The following is a 24,427-nucleotide window of genomic DNA, read 5'->3' as shown; positions in this document are numbered from 1 at the left end:
GTAAATTTACTAGTTTAATTAATATGAAGTCATTTGCATTGATACGCAAAAAAACAACCCCACCCCACAGATGGGATGATGTTGTTCGATTTTGCTAAGTAATTACCCGATTTTAAGCAAGATTGGCACTTAAATTTACTTGCACAATCACATCGTTGTAATCTTTGTCACCACCATTTGCTAAATCCTCAAAACCAAAGGTGTTATTTCCCAACAGTCGAATGTGATCGACCTTATCTGAGTTGGCACCCAAGAATGAGAAGTAAACCTTCTTATTGGTATTACCACTGAGAACAGCATCGGGTCTACCATCCACAATAATAAATGGTGCAAACAGCGAATCAGTCCCGAAAATGCCAGTATAAGTTGCAGAACCTTGGTTACTCACCGTCAAGTCAATGCCCGCAACACGCCCACGCACGGCGGCTTCGGTGTAACCTGCTTGTCCAACGAGAATATCTGCTTTACCATCGCCATTGGTGTCAATACCACCATTCTCATCAGCAACTTTATAGAATCCTACAAAGTTGTTGAATGCAGCTTCTCTGTGAACCTTAAAGTCCGCCTTCACCGATTGTCCTACACCACGTAAATCAATCAGTTCCCCTTGTTTTTTGCCTTGCAAACCTGTACCCAAAGTTATCTGTTGATCTGTTGCTTGAACTGTGACAACCAAATTCTGGAAGTTGAGAGAAAATCCTTCATCTTCTGTGCTGCTATTGGTAGCTGAGGAAAAAACCACACTTGAGAAAGAGGCTTTTCCAGACAGTACAGCCTGAGTTGTACTGTTGGATATCATGTAAAATCGGAGTTTGGTATTAGACTCAAATTCTAATACGTTTGTCAAGTCGGCACTATTAAAACCATTAGGTGAATTGCCAAGGGAACAGAAAATCACCTTTGAACGCATAAGAGCCGCTTTTGCATAGCCTTCTGCACCAGGGGCTATGCCATCAATTTTACCTTCATCATCATCAACATTAAATACACACAGTTCATCCAACTGTTTGGAAGTTTTGGTTTTAATCTTGATTGAGAGTTTTGCTTTATCACCTTTAATGTTGAGCTTAGTCTTAACACTAAAGATATCACCTGTAATTTTTGTCAGTAGGCTAATGGATTGGATATTAACAGTTGTCTTTTCATCAACTGCAAGTGTAAATACATCACTGGCTTCATCTCCAGCAATATCTTTAGCAGTAACTTTGATGTCTAGACTACCCACATCATTATTTTTAGGAGTTCCACTGAAGGTAAGGGTATCAGGATTGAACTTTAACCAAGTGGGTAGTAAATCATCATTTGCCAGAGTTGCAGTGTAAGTCAGGATGTCCCCAGCATCTTCATCACTAAAGGTGTCAACTGGAACTACAAAGTTGAAGACATTATCTTCGGTGGTTTCTTGATCCTGAATTTCATTTGCCAGCTCTGGAACTTGGTTGACGAAATAACGCGCTACAGCAAAGTCATTATCTGTCCCGTTATTGCTAGTTCCCGCCACGAGAATTGTGCCGTCAGCTTGTGCGGCAATACTGTAGCCATAGTCATCATTGGTATCAAAGTCGGTTGTTACCTTGCCAGTAGTGTTGAAGCTGGTGTCGAGAGTACCATCGCTGTTATAACGCACTATGGCAAAGTCATTATTTGTCCCGTTATTGCTAGTTCCCGCCACGAGAATCTTGCCGTCAGCTTGCACGGTGATACTGTAGCCGTAGTCATCATTGGTATCAAAGTCGGTTGTTACCTTGCCAGTAGTATTGAAGCTGGTGTCGAGAGTACCATCGCTGTTATAACGTACTATGGCAAAGTCATTATTTGTCTCGTTATAGCTAATTCCCGCCACGAGAACCTTGCCGTCAACTTGCACGGTGATACTGTAGCCAGAGTCATCATTGCTATTAAAGTCAGTTGTTACCTTACCAGTAGTGTTGAAGCTGGTGTCGAGAGTGCCATTGCTGTTGTAACGCACTATGGCAAAGTCATAATCTGTCCCGTTATCCGTATATCCTCCCACGAGAATCTTGCCGTCAGGCTGCACGGTGATACTGTTGCCAGAGTCATCATTGCTATTAAAGTCGGTTGTTACCTTACCAGTAGTGTTGAAGCTGGTGTCGAGAGTACCATCGCTGTTGTAACGCACTATGGCAAAGTCATTATTTGTCCCGTTATAGCTAGTTCCCGCTACGAGAATCTTGCCGTCAGCTTGCACGATGATACTGTTGCTATAGTCATCATTGCTATTAAAGTCGGTTGTTACCTTGCCAGTAGTGTTGAAGCTGGTGTCGAGAGTGCCATTGCTGTTGTAACGCACTACGGCAAAGTCATAATCTGTCCCGTTATCGGTATATCCTCCCACGAGAATCTTGCCGTCAGCTTGCACGGTGATACTGTTGCTATAGTCATCATTGCTATTAAAGTCGGTTGTTACCTTGCCAGTAGTGTTGAAGCTGGTGTCGAGAGTGCCATTGCTGTTGTAACGCACTACGGCAAAGTCATAATCTGTCCCGTTATCGGTATATCCTCCCACGAGAATCTTGCCGTCAGCTTGCACGGTGATACTGTTGCTATAGTCATCATTGCTATTAAAGTCGGTTGTTACCTTGCCAGTAGTGTTGAAGCTGGTATCGAGAGTACCATCGCTGTTGTAACGCACTATGGCAAAGTCATAATCTGTCCCGTTATAGGTTTCTCCCGCCACGAGAATCTTGCCGTCAGCTTGCACGGTGATACTGTAGCCATAGTCATCATTGCTATTAAAGTCGGTTGTTATCTTGCCAGTAGTGTTGAAGCTGGTGTCAAGCACTACTACACCTAGTACTGAAGCGTAGGTTGCCATTACTTCTGCCTGAAACGCCAGAGCAGGAACAATTGCCCTTGTAGAAACCTCCAGTTCCCAGTCACCACCTAATGCAGTACTCCCCGTTAAATCATCAGATGCCGCTACTACTGCACCTGTCAATTCACTCAGACGTTGTACAAATGCTTTACCTTGCTCTGTTTGCCCGACTTCACAACCATACAATAGCAGTTGTGCATCTGCACTCAAAGCATTTGCCCAACCCATGAGTTGGCAAGCATAACGGTTGAGTGTTTCGTAGCCGAGTTGACTGTTTCCCAGGTAGACTTGCCCTGGTGCGCCGTGAGAAACAATGTGCAGGCTGTTGATTTGGCGATGAGTTGCCAGCACTTGGCTAATTTGCTCAATGCCGTCTTGGTCAGCGTCTAAAATAAAAACAGTAGAATTTGGCAAGACACCCGCTACCAGACTTTGGTAGTTTTCAACCTGTGGATCTATGAAAACTAAGTGAGTAGCAGATATTTTTTCGTACACGTTTTGAGTTGGCTGGGCAGCGATCGCAATAAGAATGGTGTCTGACATAATTACTCTTAATTAATTAACAGTTTTTTCCTTGCAACCGTTGCTATGTATCCTCAGAAATCAGGTAGAAGCAAAATTTTTTGGCGGCATAGCAGAGGAGTCAACCATCAAACTTATACAAAAATCCCATATTCAACTTCAGTAAAATCACTGTTTTGGTTCATGTTGGGTCTATTTTACTAGCCAAAATCGAATAAACACTTCCTAGAAGCGGGATGAGTCCATTTAGTTTTGTTGCTTCCAACACCGACTAAGCAAGGGTTTAGAATTTATCCAAAAGCTTTATGAGCGATCGCATTTACACATATATTATTGAGGTGCTATTAAAAGTTATTACCCGCCAATAAAATAACCCCATCCCGCAAAGGAGATGAGGATTTATAATAATCAAATAGCACTAAGAAAAGTCCAAAGGCTTGTATTTCCTCTTTCCCAGTCTCAAGAGTGGGAATGTATGACTAAAGAACTGCTGCCTCTAATCGAGAAAGATTCAGGTTTCTGCAATAGCTTGTTCTATGCAAACCTTCATTTTTTCTGACAAAGATTTGACATAGGGTTCATTAAAAATGGAGAAGTGATTGCCTGGAACATGCTGGATATCCAAACCTCCTAAAGCCAATTCACTCCAACCCATATTTGGATCTACTTCTTGTCCATTAGTTATAGGGCGTTCTTCTGCTCGAAATACAGTGACTCGACCTGTATAAGCTTTTGGAACATATTCCTTAGCAGCCTGTTTGTTAAAATCTTTAATTTTTACTTGTTTGCGATAGGCGTAAGGTAAGATTCGGGATACGTTCAGATAAACTTTAAAGGCAAACTTCTGTAGTCTTTGTTTGAGCATATACTCAAGCCAGCTGCTCTTTCCTTCTATTTGCTCAAGAATGTAGGTAGGCCCAACTTCTAAAAGATTGTTCAAATGTCGAGAAATTCGCTTTGGCGTTGGTATTGGTTTGATAGTAGTTTTGCGACAAGTTGGACTACTAGTATCAAATATTGCTAGCAAAGCAACTTTTTGACCCTGCGCCACTAGCTGTTGAGCCATTTCCCAAACTACTAGACCACCAAAAGAGTAGCCTCCTAAAAAATAAGGCCCTTGGGGTTGAATAGTTTGTATCTCTTTAATATAGTGAGCCGCCATTTTATCAACTCGCGTCAGGGGAGTTTCTCTTCCATCTACACCTCTAGCTTGTAGAGCATAAAATGGCTGATTGGAACCGAGATAGTTAGCAAAATCGCGATAATAAAGGATACTTTCACCAGCACCATGCACACAAAATATAGGTGGTTTATCACCATTGATTTGAAGAGGTACTAGTGATGACCAAGGTAGCCATTCTCCAGTTTTGAGGTTAGCTTGATTTTCATCTTCAACTATTAACTTTTTCAGTGGTGAATTATTGCTATTTGAAAATCTGGCGATCGCTTTGCCTAAAAAGCCTTTAAATAACCCCTGTTGCTGCTCACTATTCGGTTGAATGGAGAGTGACTTTTCACTGATAAGGTTAGCTAATTTCTCAATAGTTGGGGCTTGCAAAAGAATAGATAGAGGCAGAGTTTTACCACATATCTTTTCAATTTCAGCAAAAAGACGGACTGCAATTAGTGAGTGTCCACCCAAATCAAAAAAGTTGTCTGTTATTCCAATCGGATTAATTCCTAAAACATTTTCCCAAATTTGTGTTAGCTGAATTTGCAATGGGTCTTCTGCTGCAACAAAGATTTTTTCTGTTTGAGAATTAGTATGATTAAGTGCAGCTAAGGCTTGGCGATCAACTTGACCATTAGCATTCAATGGCAAAGAATCTGCCATGACAAAGGCCGAAGGCAACAAATGCTCAGATAGCTTTTGCTGGAGAAAATTCAGCAGTTGCTCATTTCCCAAAGTCTCTCCTTGTTTGGGAACAAGATAAGCAACCAAATGCTTATCCGCTGGAACATCTTCTTTGGCAATCACCACAGTTTTTTGCACGCCTGGATATTGACCTAAAATTGTTTCAATTTCAGCCAACTCAATGCGAAAGCCGTGGATTTTTACCTGATTGTCGAGACGGCCCAAAAACTCAATATTGCCATCGCTTAAGTAGCGTCCTAAATCGCCACTTCTGTAAAGGTATGCTCCAGATTCACTGCTAAAAGGATTGGGGATAAATTTCTCAGATGTTAAGTCTGGACGGTTAAAGTAGCCTTGTGCAACACCAATACCGCTGATGTAGATTTCGCCAGGAATGCCAATTGGCACTGGTTGCGATCGCCGATCGAGAATGTAGATTTTGGTATTGGCGATCGCTCTCCCTATGGGAATTTCTGACCTAGTGTTACTCGCTTCAGTGGCAGTTTTTGGATCGTAAACCGTGGCGGTTAAAGTTGTTTCTAGCGATCCATAGGCATTCAACCAGCGCGATCGCTTACCAACTTTTTCTACCCAAGTTAGATAAGCCTGGCGTGAGACTTTTTCACCACCAACCATGACTAAGCGTAAGCTGACTGGCAAGGTTTGCAAAGATATAGATGGCTCGTTAACTAACTCATACCAAAAAGAAGTAGGTAGATTAACAACGCTAATCTGTTGTTGAGCAATGAATGGGAAAAACTGCGCCGTCGAGTTTTGTAGTTCTTGAGGTTGGAGAATTGCATTAGCACCAGCAATCCAAGCGGGAAAAAGTGATTCAATGAAAGAATCGCAACGGATACTAGATATTAGTAGTAGGCGATCGCGCTCAGTCAACTCCCAAGTTTCGCTAATGGCCAAGCTGTGGGTGACAAGATTACGGTGAGTAATGGCTATACCGTTGGGTTTTCCATCGCAGCCGGATACATATATCACACAAGCGAGAGTCCGATCTGTGGTATAATATGCTAGATTTTCGGTTGCGTGTACAGCGATACCTTCCCAATCACTATCCAAACAGATAACTTCTGCCTGATGCTCAGAGAACTTCTCAACTAATGAGCTTTGGGTTAACACTAAAGATATTTGGGCATCTTCTAAAATGAAAGCCAAGCTATCTTGCCCAGATGTCGGAGCTATGGATACGTAAGTTCCCCCTGCTTTCAAAACACCCAACAGCCCCACAATCGCATCTAGGCAAGGCTCTAGATTCAGACCAACGAGTACCCCCGATTTTACCCCTAGAGTTTGCAAATAGCGGGCTAGTTGATTTGCACGCTGGTTGAGTTCCTGATAGGTTAGTTGCTGATTTTTAAAACTTACTGCGATATTATTTGGAGTTCGTTTCGCTTGAGCCTCAAACCACTGATGGATACAAGTATTCTGGGGATAATTAGCTTGTTTGCCATGCCAATCAACCAATACTTGATGTTGTTCACCTGCTGTTAACAGAGGTAATTCAGATATCGGCAGATCGGGATTAGCTACAATACCTTCAAGTAAAGTTTTGAAGTGTCCCAACATCCGCTCTATGGTACTGGCATCAAACATCTCGGCATTGTAATCAAATACCATGCCCAGACCATTATCCTGTTCCCGTAAGACCAATGTCAGATCGTATTTGGTCTTGCCATGATAGATGTAGCCAAATAGAGAAGTGATGGTCAGATCGGGTAGTTGCACTGCTCCCATGCCACGACCATTTGACCAAGGAGGATTGAGGGAGAACTTTACTTGAAATAAAGATGAACTGTTCCGATTTTGTTGTTCTGGTCTAAGTTCTTCAATTAGTCTCTCAAATGGTAAGTCTTGATGGATGTAAGCCTCTAAGCAATCCTTACGCACGCGGTCTAACAATTGTCGGAAAGTTGGGTTTCCTGCTAAGTTACCCCGCATTACAAGAGTATTAGAGAAAAATCCAATCAGCCGCTCGGTTTCTACTTGTCCGCGGCTTGCACTGGCAAAGCTGATGAGTAGGTCTTCTTGTCCAGAATAACGGTAGAGCAATAGCTCAAACACTGTTAGTAGAGTCATGAACAGAGTGACACCCCATTTTTGACTCAGGTCTGTCAGGGCATGGTTCAGCGCCTTTGATAGCAGCAGGGCAGCGCGATCGCCTCGATAGGTTTGCACACCTTGAGGACGGGGATGATCGTAAGGTAATTTAATGATTGGTAAATTGCCTTCTAGCTTTCGCTTCCAGTAATTTACCTGTGACTCTAAAACCTCTCCCTGGAGCCATTGATATTGCCAATTGGTAAAATCAGCATACTGCACTGGTAAGGGAGTTAAAGGAGAAGCCTTCCCAGCCGACAATGCTTTATAGATGGTAGTGAAGTCTTGATAAAATATATCAGAAGAAGCTCCATCACAAACTATGCAGTGCATATTCCAGATTAGCAGATGCTCGCGATCGCTCAACTTCAGCAGCAGCACCCGCAAAATCGGGCCATTAGCAAGATCAAAGGGTTGATGAGCTTCTTTAGTTGCCAGTAGGAGAGCTTCAGCCTCTCTTTTATCATCTGCTACTTGCCGCAAGTCAATTATTGGCAGCGTCAAGGAAACATCGGTAGCAATAACTTGAGAGGGCTTACCATTCACGGCTGGAAAAGTAGTCCGTAAAACTTCATGGCGGCGGACGACTTCTCTCAAACTTTCCTCTAAAACGGCAACATTAAGATATCCCGTAAAACGCACCACAACGGGCATATTATTTGAGGAACTATTAGGTTCAAACTGATGCAGGAACCATATCCGTTGCTGACCAAAGGAAAGTGGCAAGTTGCCATTCCGTTCACAAGCGACAATTGGGGGAATCTGTGAATTGGCGGCTGTAGTAATTTGTTTTAGAAAGTTGATGATTTCGGCTTTTTGAGTTTTTAGCTCAGTGAGCAATTCCGGCGTGAGACTATCTTTTGCTGCCCGATAGCGTAAGCGTTCGCCCTCTAGCCAAAGTTTGACATCGCGCTGACGTAGCTCAGATAGTAATTCATCCAATGTTTTCATAGCTCACCTTCCTCGTAATCACCAGCTGTTTCACTATCACCAGCCTGAACTCCTTGAGTTGCCCAACGCAGAGTTTCCACTCGTTCAGCCAAATCTGCTACCGTTGGTAATTCAAATAAATTGGACATGAGAATTTCTACTTGCAAGGCTTGGCGCAGTCGAGAAACCACTTGAATTCCTAGTAGAGAATATCCACCCAGTTCAAAAAAGTTGTCATAAATCCCAACCTGCCTGACATTTAAAACCTGTGTCCAGATATCTGCAATCTGCTGCTCAATGGGAGTGCGAGGCGCTACATAATTTGCTTCCAGTTCTGGACGAAAAGAATCAGGCTTTGGTAGTGCCCGACGATCAACTTTGCCGTTAGCATTTAGCGGCAAGGCTTCCAGCGCCACAAAAATCTTTGGCACCATATATTCAGGAAGCTGTTGTTTCAAGAATCGCCGTAATTCCGAGATTATTTGCGGGCTATCTTGCCCAACTTCTGCGACAAAATAACCAACCAGTAATTTTTCACCAGGAGTATCTTCTCGAACAATTACTATCGCTTCTTTTATTGCCGGATATTGCAAAAGTGCGATTTCAATTTCACCCAATTCTATGCGGAAACCGCTCACTTTTACCTGATTGTCAATCCGACCCAGGTATTCAATCTTTCCATCTGGAAAATAACGAGCTAAGTCTCCAGTTTTATATAAACGTGATTGGGGATTTGAGCTAAAGGGATTGGCAATAAATCTTTCAGATGTAAAATCCGGGCGATTGAAATATTCTCGTGCTAGACCATCGCCACCAATATGCAGTTCACCTGTAATTCCAATTGGAACGGGTTGTAAATGGGAGTCTAAAATATAAACTTGGGTATTAGCAATAGGGCGACCAATAGGAATAGAAGCCCCTGGCTTTAATGGCGCTGTAATGTCATAACAGCAGGTAAAAGTTGTACTTTCTGTTGGCCCATAACCATTAATAAGTCTACAGTTTTCTACTGTGTTGAGAAATTTCTGGACGTGGGTAACAGATAAAACATCACCGCCTGCTAACAGTTGACGTAAGGGTTTTAAAGCATCAATTTTTTCATCGACTATCAGATGGAATAAACCTGCTGTTAACCACAGCGTTGTCACCTGGTATTGCTGAATAATTTGTCCTAATTCGTCTAAAGATGGGGTATGAGGAGGAAAGATTACTAGTTTTCCACCGTTAAGCAAACAACCCCAAATTTCAAAGGTTGAAGCGTCAAAGGAGACGGGACTAATTTGCAGAAATACTTCTTTGGCGGTGAGGTTTACATAATTAGTGTCTTTGACTAATCTAACTACACCTTGATGGATAACACTAACACCCTTGGGCTGACCTGTAGAACCAGATGTGTACATTACATAAGCCAAGTTATTAGCTTTGACACTAGTAATTACATTCTCTGATGTTTTTTGATTAATAGTATCCCAGTCGGTATCTAGGCAAATTACACTTGCTGCGTGATCAGGTAGTTTGTCAACTAGCCGTTTTTGGGTCAATAATAATTTGATCTGGGTGTCTGAAAGCATGAAAGCCAAGCGTTCTTGGGGATAACCCGGATCTAGTGGTACATAAGCTCCACCTGCTTTCAGAATCCCTAAAAGACCTACCACCATTTCTAAGGAGCGATCGACACAGATTCCCACAAGCACATCTGCACCTACTCCTAGTATTTGTAGGTATTGTGCTAATTGATTGGCGCGAATATTTAACTCTTGGTAAGTAAGTTGCTGTTCTTGAAATACCAATGCTATTGCATTCGGGGTATGCTCTACCTGCTCCTCAAATAACTGATGAATAGATTTATCTTGAGGATACTCTGTTTGAGTCTGGTTCCATATTGCTAATAACTGTTGCTCAACTGCTGGTAAAATTGGCAATTTAGCAATACTTTGATTGGGGTTAGCAACTATACCTAATAACAAAGTTTCAAACTCTGCCATCCGGTTGCGGATAGTGTCAGCGTCAAATAAATTAGTGTTGTACTGACATTCCAGGGTCATCTGACCACGTAATTCCGTAGCATTGATGAACAGTTCAAAATTCTCGAAGGCGCGGGGGTTAGAGAAAAATTCTACTTCCAATCCAGTGAAGGGGAGTTTATCACTATCTAAACCCTGATCGATATTAAATGTAATTGGAACTAAGGGAATACGGCTAGAATCTCGTGGCAAAACTAATTTTTTGACCAGACTACCAAAGGTAAATTGTTGGTGATCGTAGGCATCTAAGACAGCCGATCGCCGCGTTTGCAAGTAGTCACTGAAAGATTTTTCGCCATCAATCTGGCTACGCAAGGGTAATAAATTTACACAGTGACCTACGAGATTATATTGCCCTAAAGCAGCTTGTCCGGCGGCTGGAATACCTACAATCAGATCGTTTTGTCCTGTTAGACGGTGCAGCCAGACCTCGAATCCTCCCAGGATAGTGGTCATAAAGCTACAACCGAGTTTTGTTCCTAGTTGTTTGAGGTTGGCAACTAATTGGGGATTTAAATGCCAATCTTCGCGGGCGGCGTTAAAGGTTCTGAGTGGTGGACGAGGGCGATCGCAGGGGAAATCCAGCACAGGTACAGAGTCAGCGAATTGTTGTAACCAATATTCTTCTGTGGCGATCGCTTCTGGACTATCCGCCTCTTCTTCCTGCAAAGTCGCATATTCACTTAAGTAGTCTGGTTCTTCTAATTCAGGAACAATACCCTGTTGCAAACCCGAATAAAGTTTACCCAAATCTGGCATTAGCACTGCCCAAGACCAACCATCACAAATTATATGATGGGCTGTCAAAATAGCTAGATGCTCCTGCGGCTGCAATTTGACAATTTTTGCCCTAAATAGAGGGCCATGTTCCAAATCAAAAGGTTGCTCTACTTCTTGCCGCAAGATACTAGCTAATTTGTCCTGTTTTTCCTCTAGTTCCAGGTTAGAAAGATCAATAATAGCGATTTCAACTTGCCGAGAAGCAACAATGCAGAGTGTATTGCCATCGGTGCTAAAAGTTGTCCGCAGTGCTTCATGACGTTGTACTAATTCTTCAATCGCAGACTGGAGAACTTTGACATCAAGTTCGCCTTTTAATCGCAGAGATTGAGACTCGTTATAGGCACAGTTGGCTGCATCCCCCATTTGCACAGAAGCCCAAATTTCTTTTTGTGATTCTGTGGCAGGGGCGGTTAGAAGTAATTCTCCATCTACAAATGGATCAAAATCAACCGCAGTCGATCTGGATTGGTAATCTACAGGTGATAAGCTCATAAAATTCTCTTATTTTCTCAGTTTATTCAATGTGGTTAAAATTAAATTTGTCTTCAAAAATGACTGATATTAAATACATTGTTTGCCCAAGATTGTAGACTTTAAATAATTACGCGTTGGCACTTCTACAAATCTATATGTCAATGATGCAGCCAATAATACAATCATAAGAAATACTCCTAAAGATGTCAATGCTTGATGGTTTGTGAATGTTTTGCCAAAAGCCTCATGAAATTTATAAAGCCAAAATAGTTTTAATAATTCTTGAAAAAACCAGTGAACCATATAAATTGAGTAAGATATAGTGCCGAGATATAGCATTGTACGGGAATTCAGAACTTTTGATATTACACTATTGTTGTTGAAGGATACACCTAAAATCAGTAGACAAAATGCTGGTAAAATTAGCCAATCATGAAGGTTGCGAAAATGATGCCAGTAGTAATTCATAATCAGAATTATCCAAATCATGGCTACAATTGTTAGTAAATTAAGATTAAAATACTTTTTATAATTACCTTTACGATAGACTTTGTAAGTTATAATTCCAAGTACACATTCTAGCCCACATCTAGCTATTGAAGGAATGCCAATAATACTATCTAAATTTCCACGGGTAAAGGTAATTAGTAGTAATATACTCAAGAGAGTACAAATATAAATTATCAAATCATTTTTATTGTTTTTTAATAAAAGCAATAAAAATGGAAATATACTGTAAATAACAAACTCTACACTAATTGACCAAGCAGGTTCATTCCAATAGGTATTACACCATAATAAAGGTGGGCAATTGAGGTCAAATGCTTGTAGAAGAAAAATATTTGCAAAAAGAGCAGTTAAATTAAATTTACCAGTAAAAGCAGAAGTATTTAGTAAGAGTGTTTTTACAACTTCTAATCCAATAAACAGAAATATAATAAATATATGTAGAGGATAAATTCTCGCAAAACGAGAGAATAAATATGAGCGATATTTATCTAAGCTTACTCTTGGATAAAAATCCTCTACATAAACGTGGCTCATGATAAAACCACTCAAAATAAAGAAAAAATCAACCCACAAATATCCATTTTTAAAAAAATCGCTATAGGCTGATAAAGTTGATCCAGTTTTAGGTAAGGTGTAATACGAAAAATGATGTGCAACAACAAATAAAGCGGCTATACCGCGCAGAGAAGTAAGAGGTTTTATGTGCTTATACATTGATTATTTTTAAGTTTAATCATGAGTGGAATATAAGTATTTCGCTATTATTTACTTGTCTCATGGATATACTCTTCACCAGTTACTTATGTTTTGGTCAGGACAAGCTGACCAAAACAACGAAATGTAACAGGTACGACCTTATGTCCAACTATCGATTAATTCATAGCCAAGTGAGGTAAATTTTTATCAAAGTCATGTCAAAACCTTAATATCGGCAGATTTTTTGCCACTTTATTGAGGAAAATTGCTGTTTCAAAACATTTCAGGAAACACTTGCAACTTGTAGATATTTACCGGGACGCTCGGCATCGGGAATATACCAGGCGGGGTTTCCTTGGGGATCTCGTCCTAATTTGGCATTAGGTTGCGGAGGACGATTGCGTAGGCTGTTATTAGTAATTTCTGCTCCATTGCGATCGCAGTTTGTTACTTCTATGGGCGGTGCAGACAAGAATCCAGCAGACTGCATTTCAGCAATACTTTCTTTAAAGGCTGCCATTACGAAAGCTAGATCAGCTTCGGAATGAGATGTCGTCAAGAAACAAGGACGATGATCCCAAGTATGCACTCCCTTATCCCGCAGTAAGTAAAACAGTAAATCTCCGTAGGGGAACTCTGGTAAAGACTTCACCATGAAGAGGGAGCCGAAATTATAAGCTGTAAACGGAGCCTGAACTTGCTGGAAATAGCCCATAAGTTCCGCTACAAACTTATCGGTTCTGGCATTAAGATTTTGCTGCAAGCTAGGGCCACTCTGTTTTAAATGCTGAAGTACTGCTTTCGCTGCTGCTAGTGCTAGAGGATGGCGGACGAAAGTGCCGGCAAAGTAAGTTACGCCTACCTCTGGAACTGAGTCATCGCCAAACTGCCAAAACCCTCCATCTAAAGCATCCATATATTGTGATTTGCCAGCAATGACTCCAATTGGTAGTCCACCGCCGACAATCTTGCCATAGGTTGCTATGTCTGCTTTTATCCCGAAATGTGCTTGAGCGCCACCTGGATGAATTCTGAATCCGGTAACAATTTCATCAAAAATTAGGGCAATACCAGCTTCTTGTGTGAAATCACGCAATTGCTGGAGGAATTCTTTGGGCTGGTATTCAGGGCGACGGCTTTGCACAGATTCCACCATCACTGCTGCTAACTCATCAGCCCGACTTTTGAGGATTTCTAAAGACTCAGGCGAATCGTAGTCCACCACCAAAATGTTCTCTACCATTTCCGGTGGGATACCAGGAGCAGCAGGAATTGACCGGAGTTTTTTTGTACCCCGAACAATTACTTCATCCAAAATACCGTGATAAGCTCCAGAAAATATGGCGATTAAGTTACGTCCTGTGATGGTGCGTGCCATTCGCATCGCTCCTAACACCGCTTCTGAACCTGTGTTGCAAAAGGCTGCTCGGTCAAAGTTGGTCAACTCACACATTAGCTTTGCCACTTCTCCAACTAAGGGAGTTTGTGGGCCAATTTCCATGCCGAGTTTCAGTTGTGCTTCAATTGCCTCAGTAATGAAAGGTGGCGACCAACCAAACAAATTCAAACCAAAGCCATTGCTTAAATCGACATATTCATTGCCATCAACATCCCAAAGTTTAGAACCTGATGAACGAGACGCGACGATGGGATAAACCATCTCTTTCATCATCGGGTTAAACCCAGAAACAGTTCTGGGATCTGCCAAATAAGGGCGATGAGTTTGAGTATATTCTTTGGATTTTTGAGTCCGTTTTGTATATCTTTGGATAATTTTGTCTAGATAATTGCGTTGTTGTGCTGTCAGAGTTTTAGTCTGGGTCTTTTCAATTCGAGCCGCCGCACCAAATGCCTTTTTAGCACCATCTGACTCGTTATCTACCGATGCTTGTGATTCTTTGATCGTTTGGGTAGCTGGGGTAGATACAGCATTTTGTGGCTTGACATGATTATTTTGAGATGTTACCGCAGGTACAACTGGGATTGTTAGAGATTGACTGTTATTACCCAATAGTGCCAATTGCTGGCTCATAATTTGTAGCTGCTGATTAATCACATTTTCTAGGATGTTATTAGATACAGCAGGTTGGGGAGAAATCCGAGGTGCAGATCCATTTGATCCATTGGTATGAACTTCATGCACTACCAAGGTAGGTGATGTGGTTACAGGTGTAGGTTCTGACAATGGGGCTTCTGGAACAATTTCTGCAACGGTTTCTGTTAATCCTAATGCGGATAGAGTTTCGGGAGACAAAGCTGAATTGATAAAGTCGGACAGTGTTCCTAAATTGGGGTAAATTTCTAGTAACTGCCTAAGTGTTACTTTGACTTTAAATTTTTTCTTTAACGCTAACCCGACTTGTGTCAGAGATAAGGAATCTAATCCAATTTCTAAAAATGTTGTCGAGTCGTCAACACTAGCAATTTCCAATCCTGAAGTTTCTTCGATAATTTCTTTGAGCAGGGGAATAAGCTTTTGCTGAGGGGATGTTGTCATGGTTTGGGTCTTTTCTAATAATTGGGGATTTAAAAGTTTGGGAGTTGCTGCACGATTGGGATGAGGTGGAGGATCGATCCAGAAGCGTTGGCGTTCAAAGGGATAAGTAGGCAGGGGAATTCGTTGTCGCCTTTCCCTTTGATAGAAGTTGCTCCAGTCAATAGATACTCCTGCTAGCCACAGTTGTCCTACTGCCTTGAGTAATGCCGTCCATTCGGCTTCGTTCTCAGCGTTATCACCCAGAGAAGGAATCGCAATCTGTTGTTTAATATCTTTTGCTTGTTGGCGAGCTAGGGTTGTAGTTGTGATTCGTGGCCCCACCTCTAAAAGCAAGCGTTCTGGCTGCTGCCATAGGGTTTGTACACCCTCCGCAAATCGCACAGTCTGACGCAGATGTGTAGCCCAATACATCGGATCAGTTGCTTGCTGGGCTGTAATCCAGTCGGCGGTAACTGTAGAAACAAAGGGAATTTGGGGTGGCGATAATTTAACTTTCCCAACTAACTCTGCAAAGGGAGCAATAATGCTATCCATCATTGGCGAGTGGAAAGCGTGGGAAGTGTGTAAAAGGCGACAGATAACTTCTTCGCTTTCTAATTGTTTTTGCAGAGACACGATCGCCTCTGTGGGGCCAGAAACTACACACAGGGAAGGGCCATTAATTGCGGCGATCGCTAGTTCTGCACTCAATCGCGGCTCTACCTCTTTGGCTGGTAGGCGCACTGAAAGCATTGCCCCGGCTGGTAACTCCCACATTAAGCGACCGCGAGTTGCCACCAACATCAGCGCATCTTCTAACGTAAATACACCCGCGATACAGGCGGCGACAAATTCGCCAATACTGTGGCCAATCATGGCTTGGGGCTTGACTCCCCAACTTTGCCACAGTTGCGCTAAAGCGTATTCAATGACAAATAATGCTGGTTGGGTAAAGCAGGTTTGCTGTAGGGAGATAGCCGCAGTTTCGCGTAGGCGTAGCCCGCCGTAGGCATCGCTCTGTGCAGGATAGATTATTTCTCGTAAATCCCTACCCAGCAAAGGTTTAAGGATTTCAGCACATTCATCTACTACCTCCTGAAACACAGGTTCGCGGTTGTAGAGATTCAGTCCCATATCCACATATTGCGATCCTTGTCCGGGGAACATGAAGACAACGGCTGGATTGCGGATTTCTGTATGCCGGGTATTTACTTGATTTGGATCTAAAGATTGGAGGGCTGCGATCGCATCTGTGATATCGTGACAAACTATACTGCGTCGGTAGTTAAAAGCTTTGCGCCCTCGCTGTAAAGTATAAGCTACATCGGCTAACTTAATTTCAGCATTGTACTGGAGATGTTGCTGTAAATTTGCGGTTGCAGCCTCTAAAGCTTCACTAGTTTTTGCCGAGAGCAACAATAGCTGCTGTGGACGCGAAGCACCTGAACTTTGGATTTGTGGCGCTTCTTCTAGCACAATATGAGCATTAGTCCCGCCGACACCAAAAGAACTCACACCAGCTCGTCGCGGAGTTTCACCTTCTGACCATTCAGCTAGTTGGGTATTTACATAAAAGGGGCTGTTGGCAAAGTCAATCTTGGGGTTGGGAGCCTCAAAATTTAAACTAGGTGGAATCTTTTTATAATGCAGGGCGAGAGCGGTTTTAATTAACCCTGCTACCCCAGCAGCCGCAACTAAATGTCCGACATTGCTTTTAAGAGAACCGATCGCACAAAATTGTTTAGCATCTGTATGTACCCGGAATGCTTGGGTTAGTGCTTCAATTTCAATTGGGTCGCCTAAAGGTGTAGCTGTACCGTGAGTTTCAATATAAGAGATAGTTTCTGGATGAAAGTTGGCATCAGCTTGCGCCATTGCAATGGCCTCTGCTTGTCCATCCACACTGGGAGCCGTAAAGCTCACCTTATCAGAACCGTCATTATTGATACCAGAACCTCGAATGACAGCATAGATGCGATCGCCATCATTGAGTGCATCTTCTAAACGCTTGAGGACAACCACCCCTGCGCCATTGTTGAACATTGTGCCCTGAGCGCTGGCATCAAAGGGACGACAATGCCCATCCCCAGAAAGCATACTGCCTTCTTGAGCTATATAACCGCTGTTTTGAGGTGTAGTCATAGATACACCACCAGATAAAGCCAAATCGCACTGATAGCTGGTTAAGGCTTGGCAAGCCTGAATGACCGCTACTAAAGAAGTGGAACAGGCTGTATTAACGCTGACAGCCGGGCCTTTGAGGTTAAGTTTGTAAGCAGCACGAGTGGTTAAAAAGTCTTTTTCATTGGCTAGCATCGTCTGGAATTCACCGATGCGATCGACAATTTCCATGCGACCAGCAATATGGTTAGCAAAATAAGTATTTTGACCACAACCAGCGTACAAACCAATCAAACCCTCAAAAGATTCTGATTGATAACCAGCATTTTCTAGAGCTTCATAAACCAACTCTAAAAAAACTCTAGCTTGTGGGTCCATGACCACAGCTTCTAGTGGATTAACACCAAAGAAGGCAGCATCAAAAGTTTCGCCCCCAGGAATGATTCCTCTAGCTTTTACATAGCTAGGATCTTTGCAAAGGTTCGGGTCAATACTAGGGTCTATTTCTTCATCTTGAAAGAAAGTTGTTGACTCTAATCCCTCGCACAGATTGCGCCAGAACTCATCGACATTTCCAGCGCCAGGAAATCTGCCTACCATACCAATAATGGCAACACCATCAATAGGATCTTGGTTATCGGATGCCTGCATATTTACCATTGTTTAAACACCTTGTTGATGATTACGGCGACGAGTACGAGCGGCTTGTTGACGTTGGGCGCGATTTTGCAGCTTGTTAGAAGACGGTTGGCTATTCTGGTTTGAATGCAAATAGTTTGCTAAAGAGCTAATCGTTGAATACTGAAACAGCTTCACAGCAGATAGTTCAATGCCAAGTTCCTGTTGTACTCGCACAGCAACTTGTAGAATTAAGATTGAAGTTGCTCCTAAATCAAAGAAATTATCATCAATCCCAACGCGATCGATTTTGAGCAGTTCGGACAAAATACCTGCAAGCAGACGCTCTAAATCGTTTTGGGGAGCAATGTACGCCTGTTCAAGTTGCGGACGTTCTCTACTTGGTGCTGGCAATTTATGTCTATCTACTTTGCCATTAGCAGTCAAAGGCAGTGATTCTAACATCACAAATGCTGATGGCACCATGTAATTAGGTAGTCTCTGTTGTAAGAAAAGACGCAATTTATTGTGTGTATAACTACTGTTATACTGAGGAACAATATAAGCTGTCAACTGCTTTTCACCTATTTCATCTTGACGAGCTAAAACCACATTTTCCCGAACGTCAAGATGTTGTGCAATTTCCCGTTCAATTTCACCTAGTTCAATTCGGAAACCACGAATTTTTACCTGATTGTCAATACGACCCAAAAACTCGATCCTGCCATCTGAAAGATAACGAGCTAAATCTCCAGTCTTGTAAAGACGCGTTGCTGAATCGCTATCAAAGGAATGATCGATAAATTTTTCGGCAGTCAAATCGGGACGGTTTAAATAACCTCTAGCTAATCCATCACCACCAATGTACAATTCGCCAGCTTCTCCAATTGATACTGGTTGGAGGTTTTGATCTAATATATAAACTTGGGTATTAGCAATTGGGCGACCAATAGGAATAGATACATCTGCTTGGAGTGGCGCTGTTATAGTATGGTAGCAGGTAAAAGTTGTATTCTCAGTCGGGCCGTAACCATTAATTAGTTGACAGTTTTCTACTGTTTGCAGAAACTTCTGGACGTGAGGAACAGATAAGACATCGCCACCTGCTAAAAGTTGACGCAAGGATTTCAAAGCATCAATTTTTTCATCCACTATCAGGTGGAATAAACCGGCTGTCAGCCAAAGAGTAGTAACTTGGTATTGCTGAATAATTTGCCCTAATTCTTCTAAAGATGGTGTATTAGGAGGGTAAATTACTAGTTGCCCTCCATTAAGTAAACAACCCCAAATTTCAAAAGTTGAAGCATCGAAGGAAATAGGAGCAAGTTGCAAAATTATTTCTTCATCTGTGAGGTGAGCATAATTAGTTTCTTTGACTAACCTAACTACACCACGATGGATAACGCTAACACCTTTGGGTGTACCCGTAGAACCTGAAGTATACATGACATAAGCCAAGTTATCAGCAGTGATGCTAGTGCTTAGGTTCTCTTTTTTATTTTCGGCAATTGTATTCCAATCTGCATCTAGGCAAATTACAAATGCTATGTGAGTAGGTAATTTAGTAACTAGTTCTTTTTGAGTTAATAATACTGATACCTGGGTATCTGACAGCATGAAAGCTAAACGTTCTTGTGGATACCCTGGATCTAACGGTACATAAGCTCCACCTGCTTTGAGGATAGCTAAAAGTGCTACAACCATTTCTAAGGAGCGCTCTATACAGATTCCTACAAGAGTTTCTGTTCCTACCCCTAGCGATTGCAAATGTTGTGCTAGTTGATTGGCACGACTATTCAAATCTTTATAGGTAAAATGCTGATTATTAAAGATTAATGCTACAGCATCAGGTGTTTTCTCTACCTGTGCTTCAAATAACTGATGAATACACACTTGCTGAGGATAATCAGTTTGAGTCTGATTCCACTCAATTAGTAAGTGTTTTTCGGATTCTTTCAAAATAGGTAATGTTAAATTGTCTTGTTCTAAGTTATTTTCTAATAATGAGCTTTGACACTCAGTTAGCAGCAATTCAGTTTTATTGTGAGCCAATGAATTAGTTATTGATTTCATATTTAATTTCAGCAATAAATATTTCTTTCATAATCTGTATATTTTTTAAGTAGTTCTGCATTTTAAATGCAACAAATATAGGTTATCGATGCAGTGAATGGTACCACTCAAATATACAAATGCTAGAACTATTACTGAGTGATAAATGTTGAAATTTGTTCTAAAATTTACATAAAAGATACTTTTATATATTAATGATATAGATTTTTGGCTAACCCAGTGAATAACATAAATCGAGTCCGATATTGTTCTGAGATAAATAAGTAATGGGGAACTTAATTTAAGACCTACGAATAAGAAAATTATGAATATATTTAAAGAATGAGTTATAGTAAGTCTTAAATGTAAAAATACTCGATCGTTAGGGATACTGAGTTTTATTGTGAAATTGTTAGCATAAATATGAGTGAAAATAAAATCGCTCAAAACCAACAATAAGTCAACACATGAATATCTATTAAATAAAAATTTACTATATGAAGTTATGCTATTACCTAAATTATGTATGGCAATTAATATAGCTGCAACACCATGCAAGGATTTTAAAGCTTTGACATGTTTAAGCATTAGTATTTTTATTTACAATTTATAGTGGCCTTATTAGACTTGAAATTATATTAAAAGACAAATTTCACAACAAATTATACCGCAATCCCACAATGTTTGTATGAAAGGGCACTTACTTTAAGATTTAGTTTTCTCATTCTGACCTATTTCCTCAAAATAGTAGTTATTTCCAATACATCTTCATGGAAAATTAAAACTTTAGAGAGGGTTTGCAATGGGAGTATTAACTGTACGGTCACTTATTTTGATATAATAGAAAAATTAATACCTTGAGGGGTAATAAAGGCACTGAATACATAATTGAAATGAAACTAGTTGTCTGCTAAGGGATACTTGGCGGCAAAGGGGACAAGAAAAAGGGTAAAGGTTTTTAATTCCTTCCCCTTTCCCTAATTTCCACTGAGCATTTTTTGGTTGGCAGACTACTAGTTGTATTTCACTTTAAGCCACAACACTAGTAACGAAAATAAAGTTATTGGCTGTGAGACTAGTTGATGTAATTCCAACTAATGAAGCCAACTCTGTATTTCCGATTTTCACTAAGGTGTCGCTACCTTGTTGCAATAGTGTTAAATCACTCAATTGGCTAGCACCAATACCACCAAGCCCGATTTTATCAGTGCCGATCGCAAAATCAGTCACAATGTTTTTGCTAGTTGGCAGACTGGCGTTAGCAATCCAGAACTGGTCAATACCAGTACCACCAGTCAGGCTATTACTACCCCCTTGACCAGCAAATAGTACATCATCACCATCGCCACCAAATAGCGAATCATTCACAGCAGAGAAGAGTTTGTCATCTCCAGAGCCACCGTAGAGACGGTTATTGCTACCGTTACTCGTGAGGGTGTCGTTACTTGAGCCACCGAAGGATAATTGACGCGAACCTTCAATGACTATCAGAGTATCACTACCTGCTGCCCCAAACAAATTATTACTACCATTGGCTTCAACTACGGTAACTTCATCATCACCAGCACCACCATCAGTACTAGTGTTGTTAGCAGGGCCATTTGCACCAATCAAGACTTGATCGTTACCATCTCCTGTGGACACTAAGGAGTTACCACCGACCACCACCGTATCATCACCGCTTCCAGTTTGAATTGTGTTACCTTTATTACCCTCTACAAAGTCTGCTCCATCACCCGTAAATAAGGTTTGATTTGGCTTGAGAGTGACATCATCGCTACTGGTAGAACCAAATTGAAGGTCTAATGTTGTTAATCCAACAGTGCGCCCATCAAACCCTGCGGCTGTAAAGTAATGAGTATTGCCTACACTCTGAGAATCCAGAATTGTTGCTTGACCATTAGTAGTTTCTTCTGAAGTTAAGACTTCTCTTGTGGAGGGAACTACATCCGGGCCTCCCACTAATGCTTCTGTAATGGCACGACCTTTCAAATTGCCATTACTGGGAATGTCTAACCCCAGAATCCGAGCAAGTGTAGGTGTGACATCAGCATTACTGACGGGCGCATAGTCTACATAGCCTTGTTTAAAATCAGGGCCAATCGCCTCCATGTTATTGAAGGTATCACCTCGACCAAAGCTGCCATGCATTCCTTGCCCTTGCTGCAAAGTTGTATCAGCAATTTCTACTTGAGCTTGAGGGTTGTTTGGGTTATTTGGGTCGGTGCTAAAGGTTTTGAAGTTGATTACAATAGATGGAACTGGTGTTTGAGCATCACCTTTTAGCCCGATCGCACTCAGAGGTAAAGCACCTGGGATGTTTCCATAGGCATCGTTTACAAAAATACCACTGATGTAGTCTTTCTGTGAGAGCAAATTCACTACCTGTTTAGCAAAGTCAGCATTGCCATTAGGTAGATAAATCAAGTCAGATCCACCATTAGCAGCTACAACTATCTTTGTACTTGGATTGAGTTGGCCATTAATTACTTGACCTGTACCACCAATTACACCATTCCCAGAAATCGGACGTTGACCTTGTGTAGCATCAACAGTCGCATACTGGATGTGGTTGAGGTCTGGGGGCAGGGTTGTAGGGTTAGGATCGTATAGGGGTAGACCGAGATCGTGAGCTAAATCAATCGCTACAAAGCCTGCTGGTAGAAATCCCGGATTTACACCTGCATAAGTTTGGGTGGCAGCATAACTTGTAGTTTTTGTGCCTTGGCTATCAATAGCCTGTTTGCTGATGGTAGAAAAACCGTGGTCGGAAGTAATAAAGACATCAGTAGTCTTGTCTAAGCCTGTACTCTTGAGATAGTCAAGAAGCTGCTTTAAATTATCATCAGCATTTTTAACCCCAGCTTTGGAAGTTGCACCATTGATACCTGGTGTCAAGGTGTTTAAGCTATCACCTTGATTGTGTTGACTACCATCGGGATCTCTTGACCAGTAAACCAATGCAAATGGTTTACCATCTTCCTGAAACTTGGGTAAAATTACCTTGGTTGTGGCATCTGCAAAGTATTGTTGTTGAGCCACATTGGCATTTAGAGTGCCAGGAGTTGTATTGTTACCAGCTGGCTGGACTCGCGTTGTTGGTTTTACATCTAAACCCGCAGCTTGTAAGCGAGCAACAATATCTGGATCGAGGGGAACAGCAGAAGGTGAACCAGCGGCCGTAGTTGGCGGTGTCGCGCCATTTGTACTGTCATCAATAATTATTGTATTGGGAGTAGGAATAGTACCCGTAATACCACCTTCTCGGTTAACTTGTGTGACATCTTGGATGGCAACTGGCCCTAATTTACCAACTGCTGCCGTGTTGAAACCCTGCGATCGCGCGTAAGCTAGAAGTGACTCTTCATCTAAAAAGTTGTTACCGGGAAACTTTTCATCGATATCCCCTAGAACTGCATCATTTTCAATGAATGGCGTAACACTACCATTGGCATTAGGACTAGGAAAACCAGTGTAGATAGTGTTGCTAAAGTCACCTGTATCACTAAGATAATGCCCCGTGGCGATCGCAGAAGCATTCGGGGTGGTAAATGTTGGAAACAGCGAATGACTATTGGCGAAAGTAACTCCCTGCTGACGGACACCATATAAAGTTGGGGTATCAGTGGGGTTTACAGAACCGTTACGCAATCCATCTGCAACAAAAATAATGACATTTCTACCGTTGCCATTTGTATCAGCCATGTCTACTACTCCTTAAGTATTGTGAGCTATAGTTAATCGCAGCAATTGTGTGAATGTAGTAATGAACCATTAATTACACTCAACCCAAGCAAAAATTATTGGCTACAGAAACCTGAGTAGTATTTGGCAACAAAATGCTTAGTGTCCACACAAATTAGTGCAGACAATTAAATAAACTTAACTTTGGTTACTGTTTCAAAAGATAATTGTTCAATGTTTAAGGAAAGTTATAAACAAGTTAAGATTTGCGACAAAAAAAGAAGGATATTTATGAATAAAAAGATCCCCGACTTCTTCAAGAAGTCGGGGATCTGAGCAAATCAAATATGATTGCTATATCACTCTCTTGCATTCGCAAAATCGCTACAGCTTAACTAATGAATGAATGTTGAATCTAAGCTGTAATCATCTTTCGGCTAAACGACACTAGCAGAAAAAACGAAATCATTTGCTGTCAGGCTAGTTGATGTAATTCCCAGTAATGAAGCTAACTCTGTATTTCCGGTTTTCACGATAGTATCGCTACCCTGTTGTAACAGTGTTAAAGCACTAAACTGAGTAACACCAATTCCACCCAGCCCGATTTTATCAGTGCCGATCGCAAAATCAGTCACAATGTTCTTGCTAGTTGGCAAACTGGCGTTAGCAATCCAGAACTGGTCAATACCAGTACCACCAGTCAGGCTATTACTACCCCCTTGACCAGCAAATAG

Annotated in this window: 7 protein-coding genes and 1 pseudogene; all 8 read right to left on the bottom strand. The window is 41.5% G+C overall.

Annotated elements, in window-relative coordinates; all coding sequences use genetic code 11:
• Positions 1 to 112: 112 nt before the first annotated feature.
• Complete coding sequence (locus HWQ39_RS31230) at positions 113 to 3,379, bottom strand: DUF4347 domain-containing protein (protein WP_292853833.1); 3,267 nt, start codon at positions 3,377 to 3,379, stop codon at positions 113 to 115.
• 490 nt (positions 3,380 to 3,869) lie between these two features.
• Positions 3,870 to 8,276: an amino acid adenylation domain-containing protein gene (locus tag HWQ39_RS31225; protein ID WP_292853832.1), complete on the bottom strand. Its 4,407-nt coding sequence runs from the start codon at positions 8,274 to 8,276 to the stop codon at positions 3,870 to 3,872.
• On the bottom strand, positions 8,273 to 11,554 hold the full coding sequence (locus HWQ39_RS31220; protein WP_292853831.1) for an amino acid adenylation domain-containing protein: 3,282 nt from the start codon (positions 11,552 to 11,554) through the stop codon (positions 8,273 to 8,275). Before HWQ39_RS31220 ends, HWQ39_RS31225 begins: the two co-directional genes overlap by 4 nt.
• A gap of 69 nt (positions 11,555 to 11,623) precedes the next feature.
• Complete coding sequence (locus HWQ39_RS31215) at positions 11,624 to 12,760, bottom strand: acyltransferase (protein ID WP_292853830.1); 1,137 nt, start codon at positions 12,758 to 12,760, stop codon at positions 11,624 to 11,626.
• A 265-nt stretch (positions 12,761 to 13,025) separates the two neighbouring features.
• Positions 13,026 to 17,999: a type I polyketide synthase gene (locus tag HWQ39_RS31210; RefSeq protein ID WP_292853829.1), complete on the bottom strand. Its 4,974-nt coding sequence runs from the start codon at positions 17,997 to 17,999 to the stop codon at positions 13,026 to 13,028.
• Positions 18,000 to 18,002: 3 nt separating this feature from the next.
• Positions 18,003 to 20,030: a non-ribosomal peptide synthetase gene (locus HWQ39_RS31205; protein ID WP_292853828.1), complete on the bottom strand. Its 2,028-nt coding sequence runs from the start codon at positions 20,028 to 20,030 to the stop codon at positions 18,003 to 18,005.
• Between the two features lie 1,008 nt (positions 20,031 to 21,038).
• A complete protein-coding gene (locus HWQ39_RS31200; protein ID WP_292853827.1) occupies positions 21,039 to 23,714 on the bottom strand; it encodes an alkaline phosphatase family protein in 2,676 nt (891 codons plus the stop codon).
• A gap of 416 nt (positions 23,715 to 24,130) precedes the next feature.
• Positions 24,131 to 24,427 (bottom strand): annotated as a pseudogene (locus HWQ39_RS31195) (nucleotide pyrophosphatase); the annotation flags it as partial.

The sequence above is a fragment of the Nostoc sp. NMS8 genome (genome assembly GCF_017115045.1).
In the GTDB taxonomy this organism is placed as follows: domain Bacteria; phylum Cyanobacteriota; class Cyanobacteriia; order Cyanobacteriales; family Nostocaceae; genus Nostoc.
This window is presented reverse-complemented; position numbering and strand designations above follow the sequence as displayed.

What these genes read in the sequence shown, in the direction of transcription:
- HWQ39_RS31230 (WP_292853833.1), bottom strand. Translation starts at nt 3,379, where the DNA reads ATGTCAGACACCATTCTTATTGCGATCGCTGCCCAGCCAACTCAAAAC.
- HWQ39_RS31225 (WP_292853832.1), bottom strand. Translation starts at nt 8,276, where the DNA reads ATGAAAACATTGGATGAATTACTATCTGAGCTACGTCAGCGCGATGTC.
- HWQ39_RS31220 (WP_292853831.1), bottom strand. Translation starts at nt 11,554, where the DNA reads ATGAGCTTATCACCTGTAGATTACCAATCCAGATCGACTGCGGTTGAT.
- HWQ39_RS31215 (WP_292853830.1), bottom strand. Translation starts at nt 12,760, where the DNA reads ATGTATAAGCACATAAAACCTCTTACTTCTCTGCGCGGTATAGCCGCT.
- HWQ39_RS31210 (WP_292853829.1), bottom strand. Translation starts at nt 17,999, where the DNA reads ATGGTAAATATGCAGGCATCCGATAACCAAGATCCTATTGATGGTGTT.
- HWQ39_RS31205 (WP_292853828.1), bottom strand. Translation starts at nt 20,030, where the DNA reads ATGAAATCAATAACTAATTCATTGGCTCACAATAAAACTGAATTGCTG.
- HWQ39_RS31200 (WP_292853827.1), bottom strand. Translation starts at nt 23,714, where the DNA reads ATGGCTGATACAAATGGCAACGGTAGAAATGTCATTATTTTTGTTGCA.